At 61.7% G+C, this 24,010-nt stretch carries 7 protein-coding genes; 6 read left to right on the top strand and 1 reads right to left on the bottom strand.

Annotated features, from left to right (window positions below; genetic code table 11):
* Window positions 1-135 precede the first annotated feature (135 nt).
* The 6 genes from FHX76_RS11280 (at window position 136) to FHX76_RS11255 (ending at window position 23,226) form a co-directional block, all read left to right on the top strand.
* Window positions 136-16,110 carry an invasin domain 3-containing protein gene (locus FHX76_RS11280; protein ID WP_167150785.1) on the top strand — a complete coding sequence of 5,325 codons (15,975 nt, stop codon included), beginning with the start codon at window positions 136-138 and terminating at the stop codon, window positions 16,108-16,110.
* Between the two features lie 121 nt (window positions 16,111-16,231).
* Window positions 16,232-16,612, top strand: a complete 381-nt coding sequence (locus FHX76_RS11275; RefSeq protein ID WP_167150784.1) for a hypothetical protein — start codon at window positions 16,232-16,234, stop codon at window positions 16,610-16,612.
* Window positions 16,613-16,657: 45 nt separating this feature from the next.
* Window positions 16,658-16,966 carry a hypothetical protein gene (locus FHX76_RS11270; protein WP_167150783.1) on the top strand — a complete coding sequence of 103 codons (309 nt, stop codon included), beginning with the start codon at window positions 16,658-16,660 and terminating at the stop codon, window positions 16,964-16,966.
* A gap of 215 nt (window positions 16,967-17,181) precedes the next feature.
* Window positions 17,182-21,060: a DUF7507 domain-containing protein gene (locus FHX76_RS16765; RefSeq protein WP_167150782.1), complete on the top strand. Its 3,879-nt coding sequence runs from the start codon at window positions 17,182-17,184 to the stop codon at window positions 21,058-21,060.
* 161 nt (window positions 21,061-21,221) lie between these two features.
* Window positions 21,222-22,262 (top strand): LLM class flavin-dependent oxidoreductase, encoded by a 1,041-nt coding sequence (locus tag FHX76_RS11260; RefSeq protein ID WP_167150781.1) that lies wholly within the window; start codon window positions 21,222-21,224, stop codon window positions 22,260-22,262.
* A gap of 49 nt (window positions 22,263-22,311) precedes the next feature.
* A complete protein-coding gene (locus FHX76_RS11255; protein ID WP_208402660.1) occupies window positions 22,312-23,226 on the top strand; it encodes an alpha/beta fold hydrolase in 915 nt (304 codons plus the stop codon).
* Window positions 23,227-23,430: 204 nt separating this feature from the next.
* Here the strand turns inward: FHX76_RS11255 and FHX76_RS11250 are convergent, their stop codons facing one another.
* A complete protein-coding gene (locus tag FHX76_RS11250; protein ID WP_167150780.1) occupies window positions 23,431-23,799 on the bottom strand; it encodes a hypothetical protein in 369 nt (122 codons plus the stop codon).
* Window positions 23,800-24,010 lie beyond the last annotated feature (211 nt).

Genomic DNA, 24,010 nt, shown 5'->3' with positions numbered 1-24,010 from the left:
CGAGTCATAAACGGGCCATCGGATGATCTAAGCACTGCGTCACATGTTCAGGGGGAACAGCGCCGGGCAGGATTCTGCCTGTTTTTACGCTATTGCTGAGGTCTAGGGCCTCACTCTAATCCGAAGGGTCCACCAATGATGACTGCTCTCTCAGCAGCTGACTTAGGTACAAGAGATACGCGCGGCATCGTCGCGCGCGTGCTCGCAGCGCTCGTTACTCTGTCGCTTCTTGTTGCGGGGCTTGTGGTGACTGACACCACAAGCGCGTCGGCAAACGTTGTGCTTGATAACGGCTACGACAAGACGTTCTACATTACGGACACACGGATCATCCCAGATGCGAACCCCGGCGACGGGATCTGTGCCACGGCCAGCACCTACGGGTCGACCTGTACCATGCTTGCCGCCGCCCAGGAGACAAACGCGCTCTTTGACGCGGATAACTCCAAGCGGTACCTGATCGCGCCGACCCCCGTGGCTACCGCGGCGCAGCTGGCGGCAGGAACCGGCGGTATTCGCCAGGCAAACGGAACGTACGCCAACGACGGCTCGATCTGTATGTACAACCAGCCGTACTGCCCAAACAACACCCCGGCCGGCAACTTCACCGGAATGATCAACGGTGGCACCGAGATGCAAAACATCATGGGCGGCTACACCGATGGCGACACCGGTGTGAATTTCTGGTTTAAGGGCAACGTCGTCATTGACCTGCAGAAGCGAATCGGTTCAACCCCCTACGGTGACTCGATGTATAACGGATCGGTCTTCGGCTTCTCCGGCAGCAACCAGGTGCTCCGCAACTTCGCCAACGTTTACGGCTCTGAGAGCGCCATTTACGTTGGAAAGACCGCAAAGAACTTCCTGCTCGAAAACGGCTCGATTGCCAATAGCCCGTTGGCTGGCGGCCTCTCGATCGCAACCGAGCGTCCAATCGTGGTTATCGGTGGCGCAGAGAACGTCACCATCAACAACGTCGAGGTGAACTCGCAGTGGCGCGGGGCCGCCGTATCCGTTCTTCCGCAGAATGCTGCCCCTACGACCCAGATCAACGGTCTGAACATTACAAATTCCAAGTTCTCCCAGAGCAACGCCTACTCGTCGGGTGCAGATGACACCGGCGGCGCCTTTGGAACCTGGTACGTGAACTCAGCGAACGCGAGCGCTCGCGTGAAGAATCTTGTCATGACGGGCAACACCATGGTTGAGAGCCGTGGACACCTCGAAAACTACAGCGATGCCGGAACCTGGATCAGCACGGGAAACCGGGCCTACAACACGCCTGCCTCGCGCATCATCCTCGACGGTGCCCTCATCCAAGACAACACGTTTGTGCAAAACGTCACCCCAACGTACAACCCCGGTTACCTCCGCGCGGTAGCGATCTACGCCAACACCACCACCTCTGCCGGTGTGGTCATCGCCAACAACCGCGTGGTGAACAACCAGGCGGCGTGGAGCCCGGGAAGCGCAGCCTTCTACGTGCAGGGGCCAACCGGCACCGCAGTGAACAACACCTACGTGACAATCCGCGATAACAACATCGCCGGCTGGAACCGCGGCACAAACATCGGTGAGGTCATTTTGGCCGATTCTGGCACAGGTGCCCGCGTGAGCGCCGTGCGAAACACCATGCTGAACATCGGCGGATTCACCACGAACGCCACGTACGAGACGGCCAACGGTACCAACCAAAACCAGGTGAACAACGACGACGCCAACAACAACGTCCGTACCGTGTTCCCTTCGGCCGCGGTGGTTCCAGATGAGCCAGAAGCCTGCCGAATTGATGTGACGGTGCAGCCGCCCGTCGCCGGTGGAACGCAGCCGACTTATCCGGTGCTCGTCGACGCCTACATCGGTGGAAACAAGGGCCTTGGTCAGTACCTCGGACGTGTCAAGATCGGCAGCGCAGCCGAGCTCGCAAAGACCGTGACCTTCTGGTACACGGGAGCCGGCGACGGCGCCCTGCTCCGCCTGCAGTCGGTGGATGCAGAAGGCAAGTCCAGCATGATCTCCAGAACCGTCAACGCCGCTGGCCCTGACCGTTGTGGACCGGCGCTCTGGATTCAGCAGGGTATCTCGCAGGCCGACCCAACCTTTGACCGCAAGATTGTCTTCGACGTGATGTCGTCTGAGGCAATCCAGGGTGGATTGACCGCTGCCGCGTTTGAATTTAGCGGCACCGCAAAGGGCCAGCAGGTTGTGAGCATCACGCCAGTTGACAGCAACCCAGCGACGAACACTCGTTGGACGGTTGTGACAAAAGCAAACTCAACCGGAACCGTTGTGCCAACCATTAAGGCGGGGACCGTCAAGGACCTCGTTGGCAACCTCAACGCCGGCGCATCCAACACCATGGGAAGCCCAGACCCGGTTGACCCAACGATCAAGCGCGCCCCGGTGAACTTCGCCGGCGCGGTTGACGCTGATGAGATTCTTGGAACCGATGTTCGCGACCTTGACCACTCGGTGCTGTACAACTCGCCGCTCGCCCTCACCGCTCCTGCCGACCTCAAGCTGTCGGTTACCGAGCCAGGTGGAACTGCTGCCCTCGACGGCACATACCGCGTTGAGAACGTTGCGGTTGATGACCAGGGCCGAGTAAAGAAGGCTCCGCAGGACACCCTCGTACTCGAGCAGTCGTGGAGCAACCTTGTCCCGGACCCGGCACTGCCGAACCCGGGCCAGGCCGCAAACGCGCTGGCAAAAACGCTCGCAAACAACCCGGCTATCAACGCAACCTCGCCGACGATGACAACGCTTGACCGCTTTGTCGACATCAAGACGCAGGCAATCGACAACCTCGTTGTTGACGGCACCCGCCACGTGGCACTGAGCACCGCGGTTGTTTCGACCGATGAGGAATTTGCAGGGTTGCTGCTTGAGGACCTCGACGTTTCGGTGCTTGATAACGATCAGCCGGTCGCCGCCTCCTCTGTGCTTGCCGTGCAGACAAACAACGTTTTGGCCACGGGGCAGCTCAAGAACGTGCTGACCGCAACGGTGAAGAACGCTGACGGCGCCCTCGTGAGCAATGCCCCTGTGACGTTCAATGTGCCAGCAAACACGTCGTGGGTTGGTGCCGACGGCATCCCAGGAACAGCGGATGACGTGGTTGGCGGCGACGGAGTTCAGGCGGTTGTAGCAACCAATGCCTCCGGCGTTGCCACCATCGAGCTGGTCTCGATCACCGCTGGTGCCTACCCCATCCACGCCTATGTGAACGGCAACCAGGAGATCTCTGGGTCTCCAAAGACGGTCTCGTTTACTCGAGTCCCGATTGACCTCACCTCGGCAAACACAAACTTCACCGTTTCGACTGGAGGGGTTGTTGCGGATGGCGCGAGCACGCACGAGATTACGGTTTCGCTGCGCGACAACATTGGCAACCCGGCAACCGGCTGGGCAGCTTCGCTTGCAGCCGCAGCCGCACCCAACAGCGGTGTGACCGTTTCGGCCTTTGCCGCGACGGCAACGCCAGGCCTGTATTCGGCCACCGTGAAATCAACCGTGAGCGGCAACAAGACGGTGACCGTGACCGTGACTGACGACGCATCCGTTGCTCACTCGCTCACCATGCTTGTTGGTGGCAACAACGTCGCCTCGTTCACCGCCGGAACGCCGGAGGTTGGCGCCGGCAAATCAACCGTGAGCATCGACGATAACAACAACCGCGTCGCAAACGGCGTTGCATCACACACGGTCACAACCGTGCTGAAGGACGCCAACAACAACCCAGTGACCGGCGCGGCGGCATCCCTCAGCGCCACGATTGCTGACAACGCTAATGCGGCTGTTGTTGCAGGCTCCTTTGTAGAGACCTCGACGCCAGGCGTGTACACGGTTCAGGTGACCTCGACGGAGGCTGGCGCGCAGAGGGTTACCGTCTCGTTTGACGGCACGCTCGATATCGGTACCGTCGTCGCAAACTACGCTGCCGGTGCCGTCGACCTCGACAACCCCGGAACCACCTACACGGTGTCAACGGGGGACAAGACGGTTGGCACCGGTTCACACACCGTGACGGTGACGCTTGCCGACGAGTTTGGCAACCCCGTTTCTGGTCAGTCGGCGCAGCTCGTGAGCGCAACGGCCTCGAACCTCGGAACCGGAACGGTTTCCGGGTTCACCGAGACCTCGACCGCCGGAACCTACACCGCGACGGTCACCTCGACCATCGCCGGCGCAAAGCCAATGACCGCTCAGCTGACCGGCCAGGCGATCACGCTTGCCGGTAACGGCGACGCGCAGTTTGTCTCTGCGGGTGTTGACCTTGGCAACTCGGCGACCCACTACTCGGTCTCGACCGGAGACGTGTCGGTTGACGGAGGCTCGCACTCGGTGACCGTGACGCTTGCCGACGAGTTTGGCAACCCCGTTTCGGGCAAGGATGCGCTGCTCACTGCCTCAAACACCGGTTCGCTTGGCACCGGTTCGATCTCGGCATTCACCGAGTCGGCTACTGCAGGCACCTACACCGCAACGGTAACGTCGAGCGTTTCTGGGGGAAAGACCATCACGGCAACCCTCGACGGCGACGACGTGACCCTGAGCGGAAACGACGTTGCGAGCTTCACCGCTGGCGGTGTTGACCCGAGCAACGCGGGAACAACGTACTCCGTATCCACGGGCGATCAGACGGTTGGTTCTGGTGAGCACACCGTGACGGTGACGCTTGCGGATGCAAACGGCAACCCGGTGTCTGGACAGGAAGACGGCCTTACCGCCTCGACCCTCGACAGCCTCGGTACCGGTGAGATTGCAGACTTCTTCGAAACCTCAACCGCGGGAACCTATACGGCAGCCGTGACCTCGACGGTCGCGGGAGCCAAACAGATCACGGCGGCCTTCGGAGCAGACGAGATCACGCTTGACGGAAATGACGTTGCGACGTTCATCTCCGCCGGTGTTGACCTTGGCAATGCATCCACGAACTACTCGGTATCGACTGGCGATCAGCCGGTTGGAACGGGAACACACGTTGTGCTCGTGAAGCTTGCCGACGCGTTTGGCAACCCGGTTTCTGGCAAGGCTGCTGAGCTCTCAGCGGCAGCTGCTGAAGACCTCGGCACCGGAACCATCACGGATTTCACCGAGCTGAGCCCCGCTGGAACCTACAGCGCGACGATCACGTCAACCGTTGCCGGTGGCAAGACCGTTGAGGTCACCCTCGGCGCAGCGGATGTTGCGCTGAGCGGCAACCGCATCGCAACGTTTGTGTCCGGCTCGGTTGACCTTGGAAACGCATCCTCGAACTACACCGTCTCAACAGGCGAGGTATCGATCGACGGAGGCTCGCACTCTGTCACGCTGAAGCTTGCCGACGAGTTTGGCAACCCGGTAACGGGTCAGGCGGCACTGTTGGTCGCCGCGACAACTGACGCGCTTGGCTCCGGCTCTGTTTCGGCAGTGACCGAGACCGCGACGGCTGGCACGTACACGGCATCCATCTCGTCGAGCATCGCTGGTGACAAGACGGTTACCGCGACCTTCGACGGCAACCAGGTGACGCTCGTTGGCAACAACGTGGCCTCCTTTACCTCCGGTGGTGTTGACCTTGGCAACGCGGGTACGAAGTACTCGGTTTCCAGTGGAGACCAGACCGTGGGTACCGGCTCGCACACCGTGACGGTGACGCTGTCGGACGCCGAGGGTAACGCGGTTCCTGGGCAGGCAGCCGCACTCACCGCCTCCACAGCTGACTCGCTTGGAACCGGTGGAATCTCAGCCTTCGTTGAGACCTCAACCGCCGGAACCTACACCGCGATGGTCACCTCGACCATTGCGGGTGGCAAGGTCATCACGGCCACGCTTGGCGCCGGAAGCATCACGCTCGACGGCAACGACACCGCAGCGTTCGTCTCTGACGAGGTTGACCTGGCCAACGCCGCAACAAGCTACTCGGTATCAACCGGTGAGGTTTCGGTTGCGGGAGGATCGCACTCAGTGACGGTCATCCTCGCCGATCAGTTTGGCAACCCCGTCTCCGGACAGGTCGCCAAGCTCAACGCCTCGACCGCCGACTCGCTCGGAACCGGCACAATCACCGGCTTTGTCGAGACAGCCACCGCCGGCACCTACGCGGCAACCATCACCTCAAGTAGCGCGGGAGACAAAACTGTCACCGCACGCTTTGACGGCGATGACGTCACGCTTGACGGTAACGACGTCGCGACCTTCATCTCTGGTGGAGTCGACCTCGGCAACGCTGGCACGGCGTTTACCGTCAGCACCGGTGACAAAGTTGTTGGCTCGACGCCGCACAGCATCGAGGTGACGCTGTCGGATGCCGACGGTAACCCGGTTCCCGGTCAGGCAGCTGGCCTGTCGGCAACGGCAGTTGGCTCACTCGGCACCGGCGTGATCAGCGCGTTCACCGAGACAGCAACGGCAGGAACCTACTCGGCAACCATCGGCTCAACCATTGCCGGAGAGAAGACGGTCACCGTCAACTTTGGGGCAGGTAAGGTCACCAAGGCAGGCAACGACGTCGCGAACTTCATCGCGGCTGGTGTCGACCTGAGCAACGCCGCCACCTCGTACTCGGTTTCGACCGGCGACGAATCGATTGACGGAGGCTCGCACACGGCAACCGTGACGCTGGCCGACGCCTACGGCAACCCCGTTTCTGGCGCCGCTTCGCTCATCCTCGCCGCTACGACCGACGGACTCGGCTCCGGAGCCATCTCGGCCTTCACCGAGTCGGCAACGGCCGGAACCTACACGGCATCCGTCACCTCAAGTATTGCCGGATCGAAGGCAGTGACCGCCACCTTTGAGGGGCTCGATGTGAGCCTCGACGGCAACGGATCGGCCGCCTTTGTGGCCGGTGACGTTGACCTTGGCAACGCTGGAACGGCTTACTCCGTTTCGACTGGCGACCAGACTGTTGGCACCGGCGAGCACACCGTGACGGTGACGCTTGCTGACGCCGAGGGCAACCCGGTTGGTGGCAAGGCTGGCAAGCTCAGCGCCTCAAGCACGGATTCGCTTGGCACTGGAACGATCGGTTCCTTCACCGAGTCGGCAACGGCAGGCACCTACACGGCAGTCGTCACGTCGACGGTTGCAGGGGCAAAAGCCATCATGGTTGAGTTTGATGCCGACCAGGTGACGCTCGACGGCAACGATGTTGCGTCCTTCGTCGCGGCCGGTGTTGACCTGAGCAACGCGTCAACCAACTACTCGGTCAGCAGTGGTGACCAGACCGTTGTGTCTGGCTCGCACACCGTGACCGTGAAGCTGGCCGATGAGTTTGGCAACCCGGTTTCGGGACAGAGCGCGCTTATCGCCTCTGCGACTGCTGCTGACCTTGGCACCGGAAGCGTCTCGGACGTTTCTGAGACCGGGGCCGCCGGCACCTACACGGCAACCGTGACGTCATCCGTCGCTGGAGCCAAGGCGCTCACGGCAACGTTTGACGGCAACCCCGTCACGCTCAACGGCAACGGCGTCGCCACCTTTGTGGCCGGCAGCGTTGACCTTGGCAACCCGGCAACCAACTACTCGGTTTCTACCGGGGATCAGCCCGTAGCAACGGGAACCCACACGATTACGGTGGCGCTGCAGGATGCGGTTGGCAACCCGGTACTCGGCCAGGCTGCACTGCTTGAGGCGACCACAACGGATGCGCTCGGAACCGGCACGGTTTCAAGCTTCACCGAGGTCGGCCAGTCGGGCATCTACAAGGCAACGGTCACGTCGACCATCGCGGGTGGCAAGAATATTGCCGTCACCCTTGATGGAGCTGACGTGACGCTCGCCGGCAACGGAGCGGCCAGCTTCACCGCCGGTTCGGTTGACCTCGATAACGGCGCGACGGTTTACTCGGTTTCGACGGGCAACCAGCCGGTCGGCTCTGGCACGCACACCGTCACGGTGGCGCTTGCCGACGAGTTTGGCAACCCGGTCTCCGGACAGGACAGCCTCCTCGCTCCAGCGACGACCGGCGATCTTGGCACAGGTTCCTTCGGAGCCTTTGTTGAGTCGGCGACGGCGGGAACCTACACGGCAACCGTGACGTCATCCGTCTCTGGCGCAAAGCCAGTGACCGTTACGTTCGACGGCGACGCCGTGACGTTGGCCGGCAACAACCTTGCCAACTTTGTCTCCGGCGGAGTTGACCTCGGCAACCCTGCCTCCAACTACACCGTTTCAACCGGTGACGTATCGATCGATGGCGGTTCGCACTCGGTAACCGTCACGCTGGCGGATGAGTTTGGCAACGCCGTTGGTGGTAAGGCCGCTCAGCTACTCGCCGCGACCGCCGACAGCCTCGGCTCTGGCAGCATCGCCGCCTTTACCGAGTCGGCAACGGCCGGGACGTACACGGCGACGGTCACGTCGAGCGTGGCCGGTGGCAAGACCATCGCCGCGACATTTGACGGAGACCCCATCACGCTCGCAGGGAACGACGTCGCGTCGTTCATCGCTGGCGGGGTTGACCTTGGTAACGCCGGAACGAAGTACTCCGTTTCGACGGGTGATGAGACGGTCGGTACCGGCTCGCACACCGTGACCGTTCAGCTGTCGGATGCCGAGGGCAACCCGGTTCCCGGACAGGCAGGAACGCTCACGGCATCCACAACGGATGCGCTCGGAACCGGCAGCATCACCGCCTTCACCGAGTCGACAACCGCTGGCACCTACACGGCCACGATTACCTCAACCATCGCTGGTGGCAAGGATGTTGTGGTTGCGCTTGGCGCCGGAAGCATCACGCTTGACGGCAACAAGACGGCGACGTTTGTTGCTGCCTCGGTTGACCTTGGCAACGCGGCGACGAGCTACTCCGTTTCGACGGGGGAGCAGACGGTTGGCACCGGTTCGCACACCGCGACGGTGACCCTCGCCGACGAGTTTGGTAACCCGGTCTCCGACCAGGCTGCCGCGCTCACGGCATCCACAGCAGATGCCCTTGGCACCGGCGTGGTGAGCGGCTTTGTCGAGTCGGCAACTGCTGGCACGTACACGGCCAGCATTACGTCGACGGTTGCAGGAGCGAAGACCATTGCGGTTGCGCTCGGTTCTGACGATGTGACGCTTGACGGCAACGATGTTGCGACGTTCGTCTCGGCTGGTGTTGACCTTGGTAACTCGGCAACGAGCTACTCGGTTTCTTCTGGCGACGCGTCGGTTGACGGTGGTTCGCACTCGGTAACCGTGCTGCTTGCTGATGAGTTTGGGAACCCAGTTTCGGGTCAGGCTGCGCTTGTTGCGGCTTCCACACCGGATGCGCTTGGTTCCGGTTCGATCTCGGCGTTTGCTGAGACCGTGGCTGGCACCTACGTGGCAACGGTGACGTCGAGTGTGTCGGGTGGCAAAACCATCGCGGCTACCTTCGACGGCGACGATGTGACGCTTGACGGTAACGACACGGCGACCTTTATTGCCGGTGGTGTTGACACCGGAAACGCTGGAACGGCGTACTCCGTTTCAATCGGTGACGAGACCGTTGGTACCGGTTCGCACACCGTGACGGTGCTGCTGGCTGATGCCGATGGCAACCCGGTTCCCGGTCAGGCTGCTGGCCTCACGGCATCAACTACGGATGACCTTGGTACCGGTTCGATCAGTTCCTTCACGGAGTCGACGACGGCTGGCACCTACACGGCGACGGTCACCTCGACCATCGCCGGTGGCAAGACCATCACGGCTACCTTCGGTGGCAACGACGTGACGCTTGACGGCAACGACACGGCATCCTTCGTTTCGGCTGGTGTTGACCTTGGGAACTCGGCGACAACCTACAGCGTTTCCTCTGGTGACGCCTCGGTTGACGGTGGTTCGCACTCGGTAACGGTGCTGCTTGCTGACGAGTTCGGGAACCCTGTCTCTGGCCAGGCTTCGCATGTTGCGGCTTCGACGTCGGATGCGCTTGGTTCCGGTTCGATCTCGGCGTTTGCTGAGACCGTGGCTGGCACCTACGTGGCAACGGTCACGTCGAGTGTGTCGGGTGGCAAGACCATCGCGGCGACCTTCGACGGCGACGACGTCACGCTTGACGGCAATACCGTTGCGACGTTTATCGCTGGCGGCGTTGACACCGGAAACGCTGGAACGGCGTACTCCGTTTCAATCGGTGACGAGACTGTTGGAACAGGTTCGCACACCGTGACGGTGTTGCTGGCTGACGCTGATGGCAACGCGGTTCCCGGTCAGGCTGCTGGCCTGACGGCATCGACTACGGATGACCTTGGTACCGGCTCGATCAGTGCGTTCACGGAGTCGACGACGGCTGGCACCTACACGGCGACGGTCACCTCGACTATCGCCGGCGGCAAGGCGATCACGGCTACCTTCGGTGGCAACGACGTGACGCTTGACGGCAACGACACGGCATCCTTCGTTTCGGCAGGTGTCGACCTTGGTAACTCGGCCACGAGCTACTCGGTTACCACTGGAGATCAGACGGTTGGCACCGGTTCGCACACCGTGACCGTGACGCTGGCTGACGAGTTTGGCAACCCGGTTGCCGGACAAGCCACGGGCCTTGTTGCCGCAACGGTTGCGGGCCTCGGCGCCGGATCCATCACCTCGTTCACCGAGTCGACCACTGCCGGCACCTACACCGCAGAGATCACTTCAACCCTCGCAGGGGCAAAGGCCATCACGGTCAACCTCGGCGTTGGCGAGGTCACGCTCAACGGCAACGACACCGCGAGCTTCGTTTCGGCAGGCGTCGACGTGGGCAACGCATCCACCTCGTACTCCGTCACGACGGGCGAGGTCTCGGTTGCCGGCGGATCACACACGGTTACTGCCGTGCTTGCCGACGAGTTTGGCAACCCGGTCAGCGGCCAGGCAGCCGAACTGCTCGCAGCAACGGCTGACGCGCTCGGAACCGGTTCGATCACGGCCTTCGTAGAGACGGCGACCGCCGGAACCTACACGGCAACCGTGACGTCATCCGTCGCAGGCAGCAAGGTTGTTGCCGCCACGATTGCTGGCGACAGTATTTTGCTGAACGGCAACGGCACCGCGGTCTTTATCGCCGGTGGAGTTGACACCGGAAACGCGGGTACGAAGTACTCAGTTTCAACCGGCGACCAAACCGTTGGCTCGGGCTCGCACACCGTCACGGTGCTGCTGGCTGATGCCGATGGCAACCCGGTTCCCGGTCAGGCAGCTGGCATCGTGGCATCCACAACGGATGACCTCGGCACCGGCTCGATCAGCGCCTTCACGGAGTCGGCTACCGCTGGCACCTACACGGCGACGGTCACCTCGACGGTCACTGGCCACAAGAACATCGCGGCTACCTTTGGTGGCGACGACGTGACGCTTGACGGCAACGACACGGCAGCCTTCGTCTCGGCTGGTGTTGACCTTGGGAACTCGGCAACGAGCTACTCGGTCTCCACCGGTGACGAGACGGTCGGTACCGGCTCGCACACGGTGACGGTGACGTTGGTTGATGAGTTTGGCAATGGCGTTCCAGCCCTTGCCGGCGACCTCACCGCGGCAACCGCCCAGGCGCTCGGAACCGGTTCGGTCTCGGCCTTCACCGAGACGGCTACTGCCGGCACCTACACGGCAACAGTCACCTCGACGGTTTCCGGCAACAAGGTGCTGACCGTGACGCTCGGCTCCGATGAGGTCACGCTTGACGGCAACGACACGGCAGCCTTCGTCTCCGCTGGTGTTGACCTTGGGAACTCGGCAACGAGCTACTCGGTCTCCACCGGTGACCAGACGGTTGGCACCGGTTCGCACACCGTAACCGTGACCCTGGTTGACGAGTTTGGCAACGGCGTTCCTGCTCGTGCTGGCGACCTCACCGCCTCGACGGCTGACGCGCTTGGTTCGGGTGCCCTGAGCGCCTTCACCGAGACGGCAACCGCCGGAACCTACACGGCAACGATCACCTCGACTGTGGCCGGAGACAAGACGATTACCGTCGCCCTCGGATCCGATGAGGTCACGCTTGACGGCAACGACATGGCTTCCTTCGTCTCTGCTGGTGTTGACCTTGGGAACTCGGCAACGAGCTACTCGGTCTCCACTGGAGATCAGACGGTTGGAACCGGTTCGCACACCGTGACGGTGAAACTTGCGGATGAGTTCGCAAACCCCGTCTCCGGACAGTCGGCAGACCTGAGCGCAACAACGCTCAGCGACCTCGGCGCCGGAACAGTAACCGGCTTTGTCGAGACGGCAACGGCTGGTACCTACACGGCGACGGTCACCTCGACCATTGCCGGTGGCAAGACCATCACGGCTACCTTCGGTGGCAACAACGTGACGCTTGACGGCAATGATGTTGCGACGTTTGTCTCGGCTGGTGTTGACCTCGGCAACAGCTCGACAACCTACAGCGTTTCCTCTGGTGACGCGTCGGTTGACGGTGGTTCGCACTCGGTAACGGTGCTGCTTGCTGACGAGTTCGGGAACCCGGTCTCGGGTCAGGCTGCGCTTGTTGCGGCTTCGACGTCGGATGCGCTTGGTTCCGGTTCGATCTCGGCGTTTGCTGAGACCGTGGCTGGCACTTACGTGGCAACGGTCACGTCGAGTGTGTCGGGTGGCAAAACCATCGCGGCGACCTTCGACGGTGACGACGTCACGCTTGACGGCAATACCGTTGCGACGTTTATCGCTGGCGGCGTTGACACCGGAAACGCGGGTACGAAGTACTCCGTTTCAATCGGTGACGAGACTGTTGGAACAGGTTCGCACACCGTGACGGTGTTGCTGGCTGATGCCGATGGCAACGCGGTTCCCGGTCAGGCTGCTGGCCTGACGGCATCAACTACGGATGACCTTGGTACCGGCTCGATCAGTTCCTTCACGGAGTCGACGACGGCTGGCACCTACACGGCGACGGTCACCTCGACCATCGCCGGTGGCAAGGCGATCACGGCTACCTTCGGTGGCAACGACGTGACGCTTGACGGCAACGACACGGCATCCTTCGTCTCGGCAGGTGTTGACCTCGGGAACTCGGCCACGAGCTACTCGGTCTCCACTGGAGATCAGACGGTTGGAACCGGTTCGCACACCGTGACCGTGACGCTGGCTGACGAGTTTGGCAACCCGGTTGCCGGACAGGCAGCTGAGCTTGTCTCGACCACGGCGGATGCCCTCGGAACCGGCGCGATCAGCGCCTTCACCGAGTCGGCAACGGCAGGAACCTACACGGCAACCGTGACCTCAACGGTTGCGGGCGCAAAGGCCATCGCCGCGACGCTCTCGGGCAACCCGGTCACGCTTGCTGGCAACAGCGCGGCGACCTTCGTGGCCGGCGGAGTCGACGTGACCAACGCTGCCACGCAGTTTGTGGTGACCTCTGGTGATGTTTCGGTTGAGGGTGGCGAGCACAGCGTGACCATCACGCTCGCCGATGAGTTTGGCAACCCCGTCTCCGACGAGGCAGCCTCTCTCACCGCCGCAACGATTGACGGGCTCGGAACCGGTGTCATCACCGCCGTGACCGAGACGGCAACCGCTGGCACCTACACCGCGACCGTGACGTCAAGCGTCTCAGGAGGCAAGACGGTTACCGCGCGATTTGGTGCCCAGGCAATTACCCTCGTTGGTAACGGAGTCGCAAGCTTCGTGGCCGGCGGCGTGGACCTGAGCAACTCGGCAACGTCGTACTCCGTCTCGACCGGCAACCAGCCGGTGGGAACTGGTGCCCACACCGTTACCGTGACGCTCGCCGACACTGCTGGCAACGCGGTTCCCGGCCAGGCAAACGGCCTGACCGCTGCAACGGCTGACTCAATTGGAACCGGTTCGATCTCTGCCTTCGCAGAAACGACCACAGCTGGAACCTACGAGGCAACCATCACGTCAAGCGTGTCGGGCGGCAAGGATGTGACGGTCACCTTTGGTGGCGGCGACGTTCAGGCCGACGGCAACGATGTGGCTCGCTTCACGGCAGGCGCAGTTGATCCAGGAAATGGCGCGACGAACTTCGTGGTGACCACCGGCGACCAACTGGTTGGCTCTGGCTCGCACACCGTAACCGTTTCGCTTGCGGATGAGTTTGGCAACGCGGTTCCGGAGCAGGCGGCAACGCTCGCTGCGACCACGGCAGACGCCATCGGTACCGGCTCGATCAGCGGGTTTGTAGAGACGGCAACTGCCGGAACCTACGAGGCAACCGTCACCTCCACCGTCACCGGTGGAAAGACGATCGCCGTCACCGTTGGTGGCAGCCAGGTGACTCCCGCTGGTAACACCGTTGCGAGCTTCACCGCTGGTGACGTTGATCTTGGAAACGGGTCAACCAACTACGGTGTCTCGCTTGGTGACGTCTCCGTTATCGGAGGTTCGCACCTCGTCACGATCACGCTGACGGATGAGTTTGGTAACGGCGTTCCAGGGCAGGCTGCCCTGCTGGTCGCCACCACCGGCGACGACCTCGGAACCGGCGCGATCAGCGCTGTGACCGAGACCGCCACGGCTGGCGTCTACGAGGCCGTTGTGACCTCAAGCGTCTCTGGTGCCAAAACCATCGGCGTTGAGTTTGATGGTGACGCGGTAACGCTCAACGGAAACAACATTGCCAGCTTTGTCGCTGGTGGCGTTGACCCGAGCAACCCGGGAACCTCGTTTGAGGTCTCGACCGGCGACGAGCTCGTTGGAACTGGTTCGCACACCGTGACCGTGACGCTCGCGGATGCCAACGGCAACCCGGTTCCTGGGCAGGCTGCTGGACTGACCGCGTCGAGCATCCACGCCATCGGAACGGGAACCATCTCGGCCTTTGTTGAGACGGGAACCGCAGGCACCTACACCGCGAGCATCAGCTCGACGGTTGCGGGGGTCAAGGACCTGGCAGTGAAGTTTGGAGCGGGTGACGTGCTGAGCGTTGGCAACCACGCGGCAAGCTTCGTTGCGGGAGACGTTGATCTCACAAACGGAGCGACCGGATTCTCGGTCAGTACCGGTGCGGCAACCGTAGTCGCCGAAACGCACACCGTGACGGCCACACTCGCTGACAGCTTCGGCAACCCGGTGAGTGGACAAGCGGATGCGCTGGTTGCGCTGACGAGCGACGACCTCGGTGCTGGTGCCATTGGCAGCTTCATTGAGTCGGCAACGGCGGGAACCTACACCGCGACGATCACATCGAGCGCGGCGGGCATCAAGGTCGAGACGGTTACCTACGGTGGAAGCGCTGTGACGCGCGGCGGAAACAACGCCGCACTGTTCATCGCCGACGTCATGGACCCGAGTCAGACAGTGATCACGGCGGTCTCGCCCGTGGTCGCCAACGGCACAGACGCCAGCACGGTCACGGTGACGCTGCACGACCAGTACGGTAACCTCATCACGGCCCGCACCCCGGTTGCGCTGCACAGCACAATCGGAACGCTCGGAACCGTCACCTTCGACGCCGGAACCTACACGGCTCAGCTGCGCTCGAAGATTGCCGGAACCGCCGCAGTGACGGTTGACGTCAACGGCGCAGCAACAGGTGCCTCTGCCGACGTTGTGTTCCTCGACCGCACGGCTCCAGAGCCGCCAGTTGTGGATGTCACGGATGGTGGAACGGTGACGGGATGCGCCGAGCCCGGCTCGACCGTCACGATCTACGACGCAAACGGCAACGAAATCGGATCGGCCATTGCCGGAGACGATTGCCGCTTTGAGATCGTGCTCAACCCCAAGCTGGAGCCGGGAACTGAGATCACGGTAGTGGCAACTGACCCTGACGGAAACGTCTCGGGGAAGGTCACCGTTCGGGTTGGACTCATCTGGATGGAGCTGCAAGCGGCATCCCTCGAAGCTGGACAGAAGCAGGTGGCCTACGGTCACAACTTCCAGCCGGGTGAGACCGTCTCCGGTCTGCTGCAGTCGACCCCAGTTGACCTCGGCACGCAGGTGGCTGACCGCAACGGTGACGTGACCTTCGAGTTCACGCTGCCAAGCGACATCGAGATCGGTACGCACACCGTGACCCTGTCAGCCGACTACAGCGGAAGCGTCAAGAAGACGTTCCAGGTTGTCGCAACGACCGGGCTCGTCGTAACGGGTGGTGACGATCTTGCGCCGCTCGGCTACGGAATCCTGCTGGTGCTTGCCGGTGGCGCGCTCTTCTTGCTCGCTACCAAGCGTCGTCGGGAAGAGACCGAACAGAACGGTGCACATCGCGCCTAAGCATCAATAGATAGGGCAAAGGTCGGGAGCTGTGCGCTCCCGACCTTTCGCCCGTTATCCTTGCCGCAGGGCATCCACCGCGGCACACCAGTTCACACGTTTTGAAACACAGGAGAAACTCATGAAATCGTTCACAACCTTCGCCCGCACATCATCAATTGCCGCCGTCTTGGTTGGTGGGCTGCTGCTCACCGGCTGCACCGGGTCAAATTCAGCGTTGCCTGAGGGCGTACCTGCTGACGTGAAGGCGGTCTCCGGCGAGGTCACCAACGTCGCCTCGTCAAGCGACTCAAACTGGTCGTTCTCGGTCGAGGTAGCTGATGAGAATGCCCAGAACGATGCCGTCAAGAAACTTACGGATGCCGGCTTCCGAGTGGTCGGCGAGAACGAGGCCGACGGGGCCAAGACCTACGCCCTCACGAACGACAAGGTCAACGTCACTATCGTGCTCACGCAGATCGAGAAGCAGCGCGTGGTTGTGTACAACATCGTGAAGCTGTAGCCACGCTTCGCGTGCTGCTGGCCCCGCCTCTCATAGACTTGAGGTATGACTGACGCACAGCCAATGCTCCCAGCTCCCCGTCCTCCCTCACGGGTACTCCTTCCCGGTATCGCGGTTGGATTCTTCATTATTTCGCCGTTCCTGTTGCTGCTCGGATACATGATTTTCATGGGAACATCGAGCCGCGGATTCTTTGAGGGCGCACCAACCCAAGTCATCATTGGAGGTGTGGTTTTTGCTGCGGGGTTTGCTGCCCTGATGATCGCGTTTGCATTGGAGGGCGTGCGTTCGATCGCGCAGCAGCACCTCGAGGCAGTGCGGGAGATCGAGCACGCCAAGGGTGACAACGGGTAGTTGTTGCGGAAGCGTTCCGTCTCCTCAGTACCGTCCTTCCTGGTACGTAACCTGCCCCGCGGCGTACTTATTCGCGCCGAAGAACCACTCAACGAGGCCGCGAGCCATACTCTGGGCCCGACCGGCTGAGCCAGAATTGCTCCCTGATCAATAAACGACTGTCGCCGACTGTGGGGTCTCTCGCGGCAGCGTTGTTTGGTATTTAGGGGAGAACTGTGAATAAACATCTATTCCGTTCGGCACTCGCTGCAGCGGTTATTTCTGGGGTCGTTTTGGCTCCCGTCGCGCCAGCTTTGGCGGCGCCGGGGGATCCGGAACTGTCATACGCCGTGTCCATTGGCGACGTGCAGACGGGCACGGCGCCGTTTGATGCGACCGCTGGGGCCGGACGTGATACGTCGCCAACTGACAACATCTTGCGGTCGCACGACACGGTGGCCTGGGACGTCGCCGTGTCGGTGAACTCGCTCACGGGGGCTTCAAACGACGCAAAGAACGCGACCATTACCTACGTCTTGCCCGACGGGCTCACCTGGAACGCGCTGCCGGCCCAGTGCCTATCGCCCGTTGGAGGCACGCCTTCTGGTGTGAGCGCTGACGGGAAAACGGCGACGTGTAACCTCGGAGATATCAAGCTTGGTTCGTCACCGGTCATCACGTTTTCCGCCACCGCCGGCAGTCAGCCAAACGGCACCACGCTTGCTTTTGCGCCCGATGCCATTTCGTTTGTGACGGATGACGCAACAACTCCCGCTGTGAGCACAAGCCCAACTCCGCTGACAATTACGTCTGCGCCGCGACTGAACATGACAAAGGTGAAGTCTCCCTACACGGCATCAAACGTGCTCGGGCCTGACGGCGTGACGCGCGGCTGGAACATCCAGTACGGCGTGACGATCACCGTTCCCGAGATGAGCACAAAGGGGCTCAGGGGGTACCAAACGCCCGATCAGCCCATCACCTTTGTTGACGATCTGAGCGGCATCAGCCCACACGCGCAGCTGGTTAGCGTGAAGGGAAGCGACATTACGAATCACGCCGAATTCCCGCTCTTTAGCCGCAACTCGACCTCGGCCGATGCGGTTGCCAACGGCGGAGCCTGGTCAGCGGTGGCGGATAACGCCAACCCGCAAAAGGTGACCGTCACTATCAAGAGCGCAGATCTGACCGGTAACCACTTGCCGACCAAATCTCGGGGCGGCTCAGTGCTCGCCGACAATAAGGGCTACCTCTCGCTCGGATACGTGGTTGTCTTTGTGCCGATGAGTGACGTCCCAGGGTATGAAACCGGTGCCGGAATCCTCCAGACCTCAAACGTCGTGAGTGACCTCGTGGCCAACGGCTATGACGCGGCGGGCAACATTGTTGCAAATGTGGGGGAAGACCCGTCGGATAATACGGTTCCCGTCAAGCTGACTATCGCGAATCAGGGCGCAATGTCCAAACGATTCACCGATATCATCAACAATCCGAGCCGGACCCCATACCTTCCGCTTGGCACCGCATCGGACCGCTCGGGCGACGGGCCGCTTGAAGCCGGACAGCAGGTGCAGTCCTACCTAGCCTTGCAGAACGGATCGGCCGCAACAGCGTTTAGCGGCGTGAAAGCGTGTGACATCTGGGACTCAACCGTTCTTAACCTCGCCAAATTCCGTACGGCACCCTCAGGCGGTTGGGCCTGGCCAGCAGGTAGCGAGGGGCAGCCAGCGTACGCTCGTGGAAACAACCTCGCCGGTCATTTTGAGTACCTCACTGGGATGACGCTAAGCCAGGATCAAAACACCCGCTGGGGTCAGATGCAGACGTTTACGTGCGCGGATAGCGCTGGGGTGTGGACGGATCAGGCCACCGCGCTTGCGACTCCCGGTTTTGATCTCAGCTCGGTTGTTGCCGTGCGATTCATTGCTGATCAGGGCGCGACGGTTGCCGCCGGTCAAAACAACGTTGTGTTCCTCATCAACCTTGAGCGGAAGCAGGACGTTCCCTCCGGCCAGATTATTGCCAACATGGCCGGTTGGAGCAGCCCGGATCTTGGCGGTGGAACCTATCGTGGAAATGACTACGATCCGGCGGCCAACATCGAGCGCTCGACGGCATCGCATAATCCAACGACGGGTGACCGGATGATTGCGGTTGATGCCGCGATTAGTGTGAGCAAAACGGCAAATCCGGCCCGAATCGCCGCAGGTGCTGCGGGAAGCTTTACGCTGAGCCCCCGCGTGCTTGACGTTGGGGTGCAGGGAAGCGATACGGCGAAGTCAGTAACCCTCACCGATACGATTCCCGCCGGCCTCACCTTCCTCCCAACGGCTGAATCCATTGGTGGCGAAACCGTGCAGGCCCCCTCGATCGCACCAAGTTCGGTTGTGGTGAACGCCGACGGTTCAACAACGGTCACGTGGGAGTTCTCGTCTCTGACGAGGGGTCAAGAACCCGTGGTGACCTATTGGGCCCGTGCGGCGCTGACCGCGCGTGGAGACTACGTCAATACGGTTGCCGTTTCGTCTCCGTCAGACGGCACCTCGCCTGCCCCGGGAGACCTCCCGATTATTGCTGGTGACCGGCACATGGCGCAGGCCACCGTGTCGGTTGACGGTGTTGCCGGAATTGCCGTGTCGAAAATTGCCCTCAACCCGGTGATTACAGCGGGTGAAGACTTTTCGTGGCGGGTAGACGTCGCAAACGGCTCGACGGTGACTCCCCAGACCGGCGCATCCGTCATCGATGTGTTGCCATTTCTTGGCGACGGGAGGGCCGGATCGACCTCGCGCGTGCCGGCAACTACGAACGAGGCAGAGTACCGTCTGACCGGCCCCGTCTCGCTTCCGGCCGGTGCAACCGCCCAATACACAACCGATGATGCCGAGGCCGTGCAGCTGTCGCAGACGCTTGGTTCTGGCCAAGGCACAACCTACGGCGCGGGCGTGACCTGGCAGGATTTTGCCGCTGTTGAGAATCAGCTCGCCATGGTGACGGGTATCAAGGTGACGTTTGCCACGATGCCGCCACTGTCGAACACCCATTTCACATACACGCTCACACACGTCACGGGCAGTGAGGGCGGCATCTGGGCGAACAACGCAACGTTCCGCACGGTTGAGGCACCGCTTGGTGTGCTGTCGAACACCGTGACCACCACCATGGTTCCTGGGCCCGTTTCGATTGACCTGGTCAAATCGGCATCCGCCCCTGCCAACGGCGTGAGCTATGTTGCCGGCGAAACCATCAACTATGGCTTTGTGGTTACCAATACGGGCTCACGTGAGCTGCATGACGTGACGCTCAGCGAGTCGAACTTTGTGAACGGCGCCGGCGAAGCGCTTGAGCTCACTACGCCAATTACGGCCACGCAGCCCGCCGACTTTGACGGTACGCTCGCCCCCGGGGCATCCGTGACGTACAGCGCAAGTTACGACGTGACGGTTGCCGATCAGATGGCGGGCGGCGAGATTGCAAACACCGCGGATGTGAGCGGAACCCCAAACGCGGGGGATGCCGTCACTGATGAGTCGACGGCCGCCGTAAACGTTGATAAGGCTGAGCCAGGGATTGAACTCGTGAAGTCGGTTGCAAACGCACCGGCCGACGGCGTGGCCTTCACCCCTGGCGAGCAGATCGCCTACAACTTCACGGTGCGCAACACCGGGAACGTGCCGCTTCTCGATGTCACCGTTGACGAAGGTTCCTTCACCAACGGCAACGGAGCTGAACTCAAACTGGATGGTGGCCCAACCGCTCCAGATGGGTTCGATGGCACGCTCACCCCTGGTCAGCAGGTTGTGTTCACCGGCACGTATACCGTCACGGCGGCGGATGTTTCGGGAGCGCTCCTCAACGTTGCAACGGCCAGCGCCGCGACCCCCGCCGGTATCACGCCGGGTGAGGTGACTGACACGGCCAAGGTCTCAACGACGGTTGCCGGTCCGGAGGCCGCAGCGGTTATTGGACACACGGCCGCAGAGCAGCTGACCCTCACCGGGGCCAACAGTGGGTTTGGCATCGCCGTGCTTGCGCTGCTGCTCATATTGTTCGGCGCCGTGCTGCTTCGCCCGACAACACTCATGAAGCGGCTGCGCTCGCGCACCGACCGCTAACGGCACACGTTCCGTTGTGTGAACGCCCCGCCCCGCTCAGCTGCTGGGCGGGGCGTTCTGCGTTGCGTATGCCCATGGATTGTTGGCTTTGGGATGCTGCGCCACGCGGTTGCGCGCGAAGCGCCTCGGAATACTCCCCGCCCCAGATTGTTGCACCTGGTATGCACCGCAAACGTATCGGCTTCCTCAGCTTTGGCCACTGGCATCCACACGAATCGAGCAAGACCAACACCGGCGGCGACGCGCTTGTGCAAGGCATTGAGCTCGCGGTTGCCGCCGAAGAACTTGGCATCGACGGCGCCTATTTTCGGGTGCACCACTTTGCCCGCCAGCTGGCGTCGCCATTCCCGCTGCTTGCTGCAATCGGAGCGCGCACGTCGCGGATCGAGATCGGCACCGGCGTGATCGATATGCGCTACGAAAACCCGCTCTACATGGCGGAGGAAGCGGCGGCGGCCGACCTCATCAGCGCCCATTCCGGTGGCGAAGGCCGCCTGCAACTCGGTGTGAGCCGCGGTTCACCCGAGACGGCGCTCAACGGCTCGCACGCCTTCGGCTATGTTCCGGGAGAGGGCGAGGATGATGCAACGCTCGCCCGCGAAAAGACGGCCCTGTTCCGCGCGGCGATTGCTGGAGAGCCAGTGGTTCGTGCAGACCCCCGGATGGGCCCTGACGGGGTGCTCGCCATCCAACCGCAGTCGCCCGGCCTGCCAGAGCGCATCTGGTGGGGCTCTGGCACACGCGCCACCGCTGTGTGGACGGCGGAGCAGGGCATGAACCTCATGAGTTCAACGCTGCTCGTAGAGGATACCGGCGTGCCATTTGACGAGCTGCAGCTTGAACAGATTGAGCTCTACCGCGAGGCCTGGAAGAAGGCTGGTTGGCAGCGCGAGCCGCGAGTGAGCGTTTCGCGCAGCGTCATCCCCATCATCTCTGACCTCGACCGACAGTATTTCGGTCGTGATGGGGACGGCGAGGACCAGGTTGGGATGCTCGAGGGCGTGCGCGCCCGCTTTGGCAAGAGCTACACGGGAGCGCCAGACGTGATTGCGGCTGAGCTTGCAAAGGATGCCGCTGTGCAGGCGGCCGACACCGTGCTCCTGACCGTGCCAAATCAGCTGGGCGTCGACTACAACTCGCGCCTGCTTGAAACGATCGCGCGCGATATCGCGCCGGCCATTGGGTGGCAAAAAGCCGAATAGTCGCCAATCTCACGACCCAGATCAGAGGATGGCTGCCTGTACAGTTGGCATGATGCAGCCTACCGTGGAGTACCTGACGACCGATGTCCTCGACATAGCCTTCGAGCGGCGCGGAGATTCAAGCGGGTTCCCTGTTGTCTTACTTCACGGATTCCCGTATGACCCGAGAAGCTTTGACGCTACAGCCGAAGAACTTGCGCAGAACGGCGCGGATGTTATTGTGCCGTATCTGCGTGGGTACGGGCCAACACGCTTCCGGTCGGATCGCACTCCTCGGTCAGGGCAGCAGGCAGCACTGGCAGCCGACCTGCGTGATCTGATCGACGGGTTGCAACTCGACAAACCGGTCGTTTCTGGTTTCGATTGGGGAGGGCGCGCGGCCAACGCCACGGCCGCGCTCTGGCCAAACAAGGTTGGCGGGCTCGTCGCGATTGGCGGCTACAGCGTGTACAGCGTGAAGCGCATGGCCTCGGTGCCAGACGTACCCGAGTTTGAGGCGAAAGACTGGCACCAGTGGTATTTCCAGATCGAACGCGGGCGAGAAGGTCTGAAGCAGTATCGGCGTGAGATCGCGCGGCAACTGTGGAGCGAATGGTCCCCTGGCTGGCAATTCGACGACGACACCTTTGAGACGACCGCACGGTCCTTTGACAATCCGGACTTCGTCGACGTGGTCGTGCACTCGTACCGGGTGCGGTACGGCCTTGCGCCTGCAGATCCCGCGTACGATTCCCTTGAGACAATTCTGTCGACCTTGCCGCAGATCGAAACACCCACCATTGTCATCGATCCAACAAATGATGCGGTTATGCCGCCGCTTTCTCGCGAAGGGCACGAAGCGAACTTCACTCGGTTGGTCGACTACCGTCATTCGTCAGTTGGGCATAACACCCCGCAAGAAGATCCAAGAGGCCTCAGCGCATCCGTTCTGGACCTGATCGAGGTTATTCGGGCGGCTGATTGACACGGTTCTGGTGCAGGGCAGGCGCTCCTCGAAGCAGTCCTTGGCACTGACCCCGCGAGCCTCTGGGTGGTTGGAGAGAATCCTAGGGCGTGGGCCTTTTACGGACCCAACGGGTTTCGTGTAGAAGGTGCGCGCCAAGAGACCGGGTTCGGCACCGGTGCTGACGAAGTGCGGATGATCCGCTGATGAGGTTGCCTCGTGAGCCTATTGCCGGGCAGACACCGCATTCATAAGCTCGGTGCGCGAGCTTTCTGCGTTCTCCACTGACAGGTATAACCGATGGAAGTCGTGACCTGGGGCGATGGAAATCGCCAGTGCCTCCCCACGGCCAGAGTAATTCCAATAGTGCTTTTCTCGACCGGGGTGGAAAGTACCGCTTCGCTTGCCAAACGCGCTCAGCCCCGGATACCGCAGCCCCGTTCTGATTGTTTTTGGCTGCAGTTCGACACGAACATCGACGATGCTGTCGAGCGGCACAGTGATTTGCGTGCGGAATCCCCAAAGCTTGTCGAATCCCCTTGGGATAACAACAAGCACAGCGTTGTCGAGGTGCAGCGTGTTTCTGCTGGTCACTCCTCAACCTCCGTAGCGCGTATCTCATTTCATTTGGCAACCGGCAGGCCGATTCGGTTCCATTCTTTCAGTGTTTCACTCGAATGTTTCCCAAGGGAGGGGATCTTATGCCTCTGCGGTAATACGTTTTGTTTCCTTGTCGCCTCGCTGATCGGGTGTCACACTGTACTGAGAATCAACACGACACTTTCTTTCCCCTCGCCGGACGAGA

It is taken from the genome of Lysinibacter cavernae, assembly GCF_011758565.1.
Lineage (GTDB): Bacteria > Actinomycetota > Actinomycetes > Actinomycetales > Microbacteriaceae > Lysinibacter > Lysinibacter cavernae.
Note: the sequence above shows the minus strand (reverse complement) of the source record. Positions and strands in the feature narration are given on the sequence as shown.

Excerpts from the sequence above, each read along its gene's own strand:
- FHX76_RS11260 (WP_167150781.1), top strand. The coding sequence starts at position 21,222 with ATGCACCGCAAACGTATCGGCTTCCTCAGCTTTGGCCACTGGCATCCA.
- FHX76_RS11270 (WP_167150783.1), top strand. The coding sequence starts at position 16,658 with ATGACTGACGCACAGCCAATGCTCCCAGCTCCCCGTCCTCCCTCACGG.
- FHX76_RS11255 (WP_208402660.1), top strand. The coding sequence starts at position 22,312 with ATGATGCAGCCTACCGTGGAGTACCTGACGACCGATGTCCTCGACATA.
- FHX76_RS11280 (WP_167150785.1), top strand. The coding sequence starts at position 136 with ATGATGACTGCTCTCTCAGCAGCTGACTTAGGTACAAGAGATACGCGC.
- FHX76_RS11275 (WP_167150784.1), top strand. The coding sequence starts at position 16,232 with ATGAAATCGTTCACAACCTTCGCCCGCACATCATCAATTGCCGCCGTC.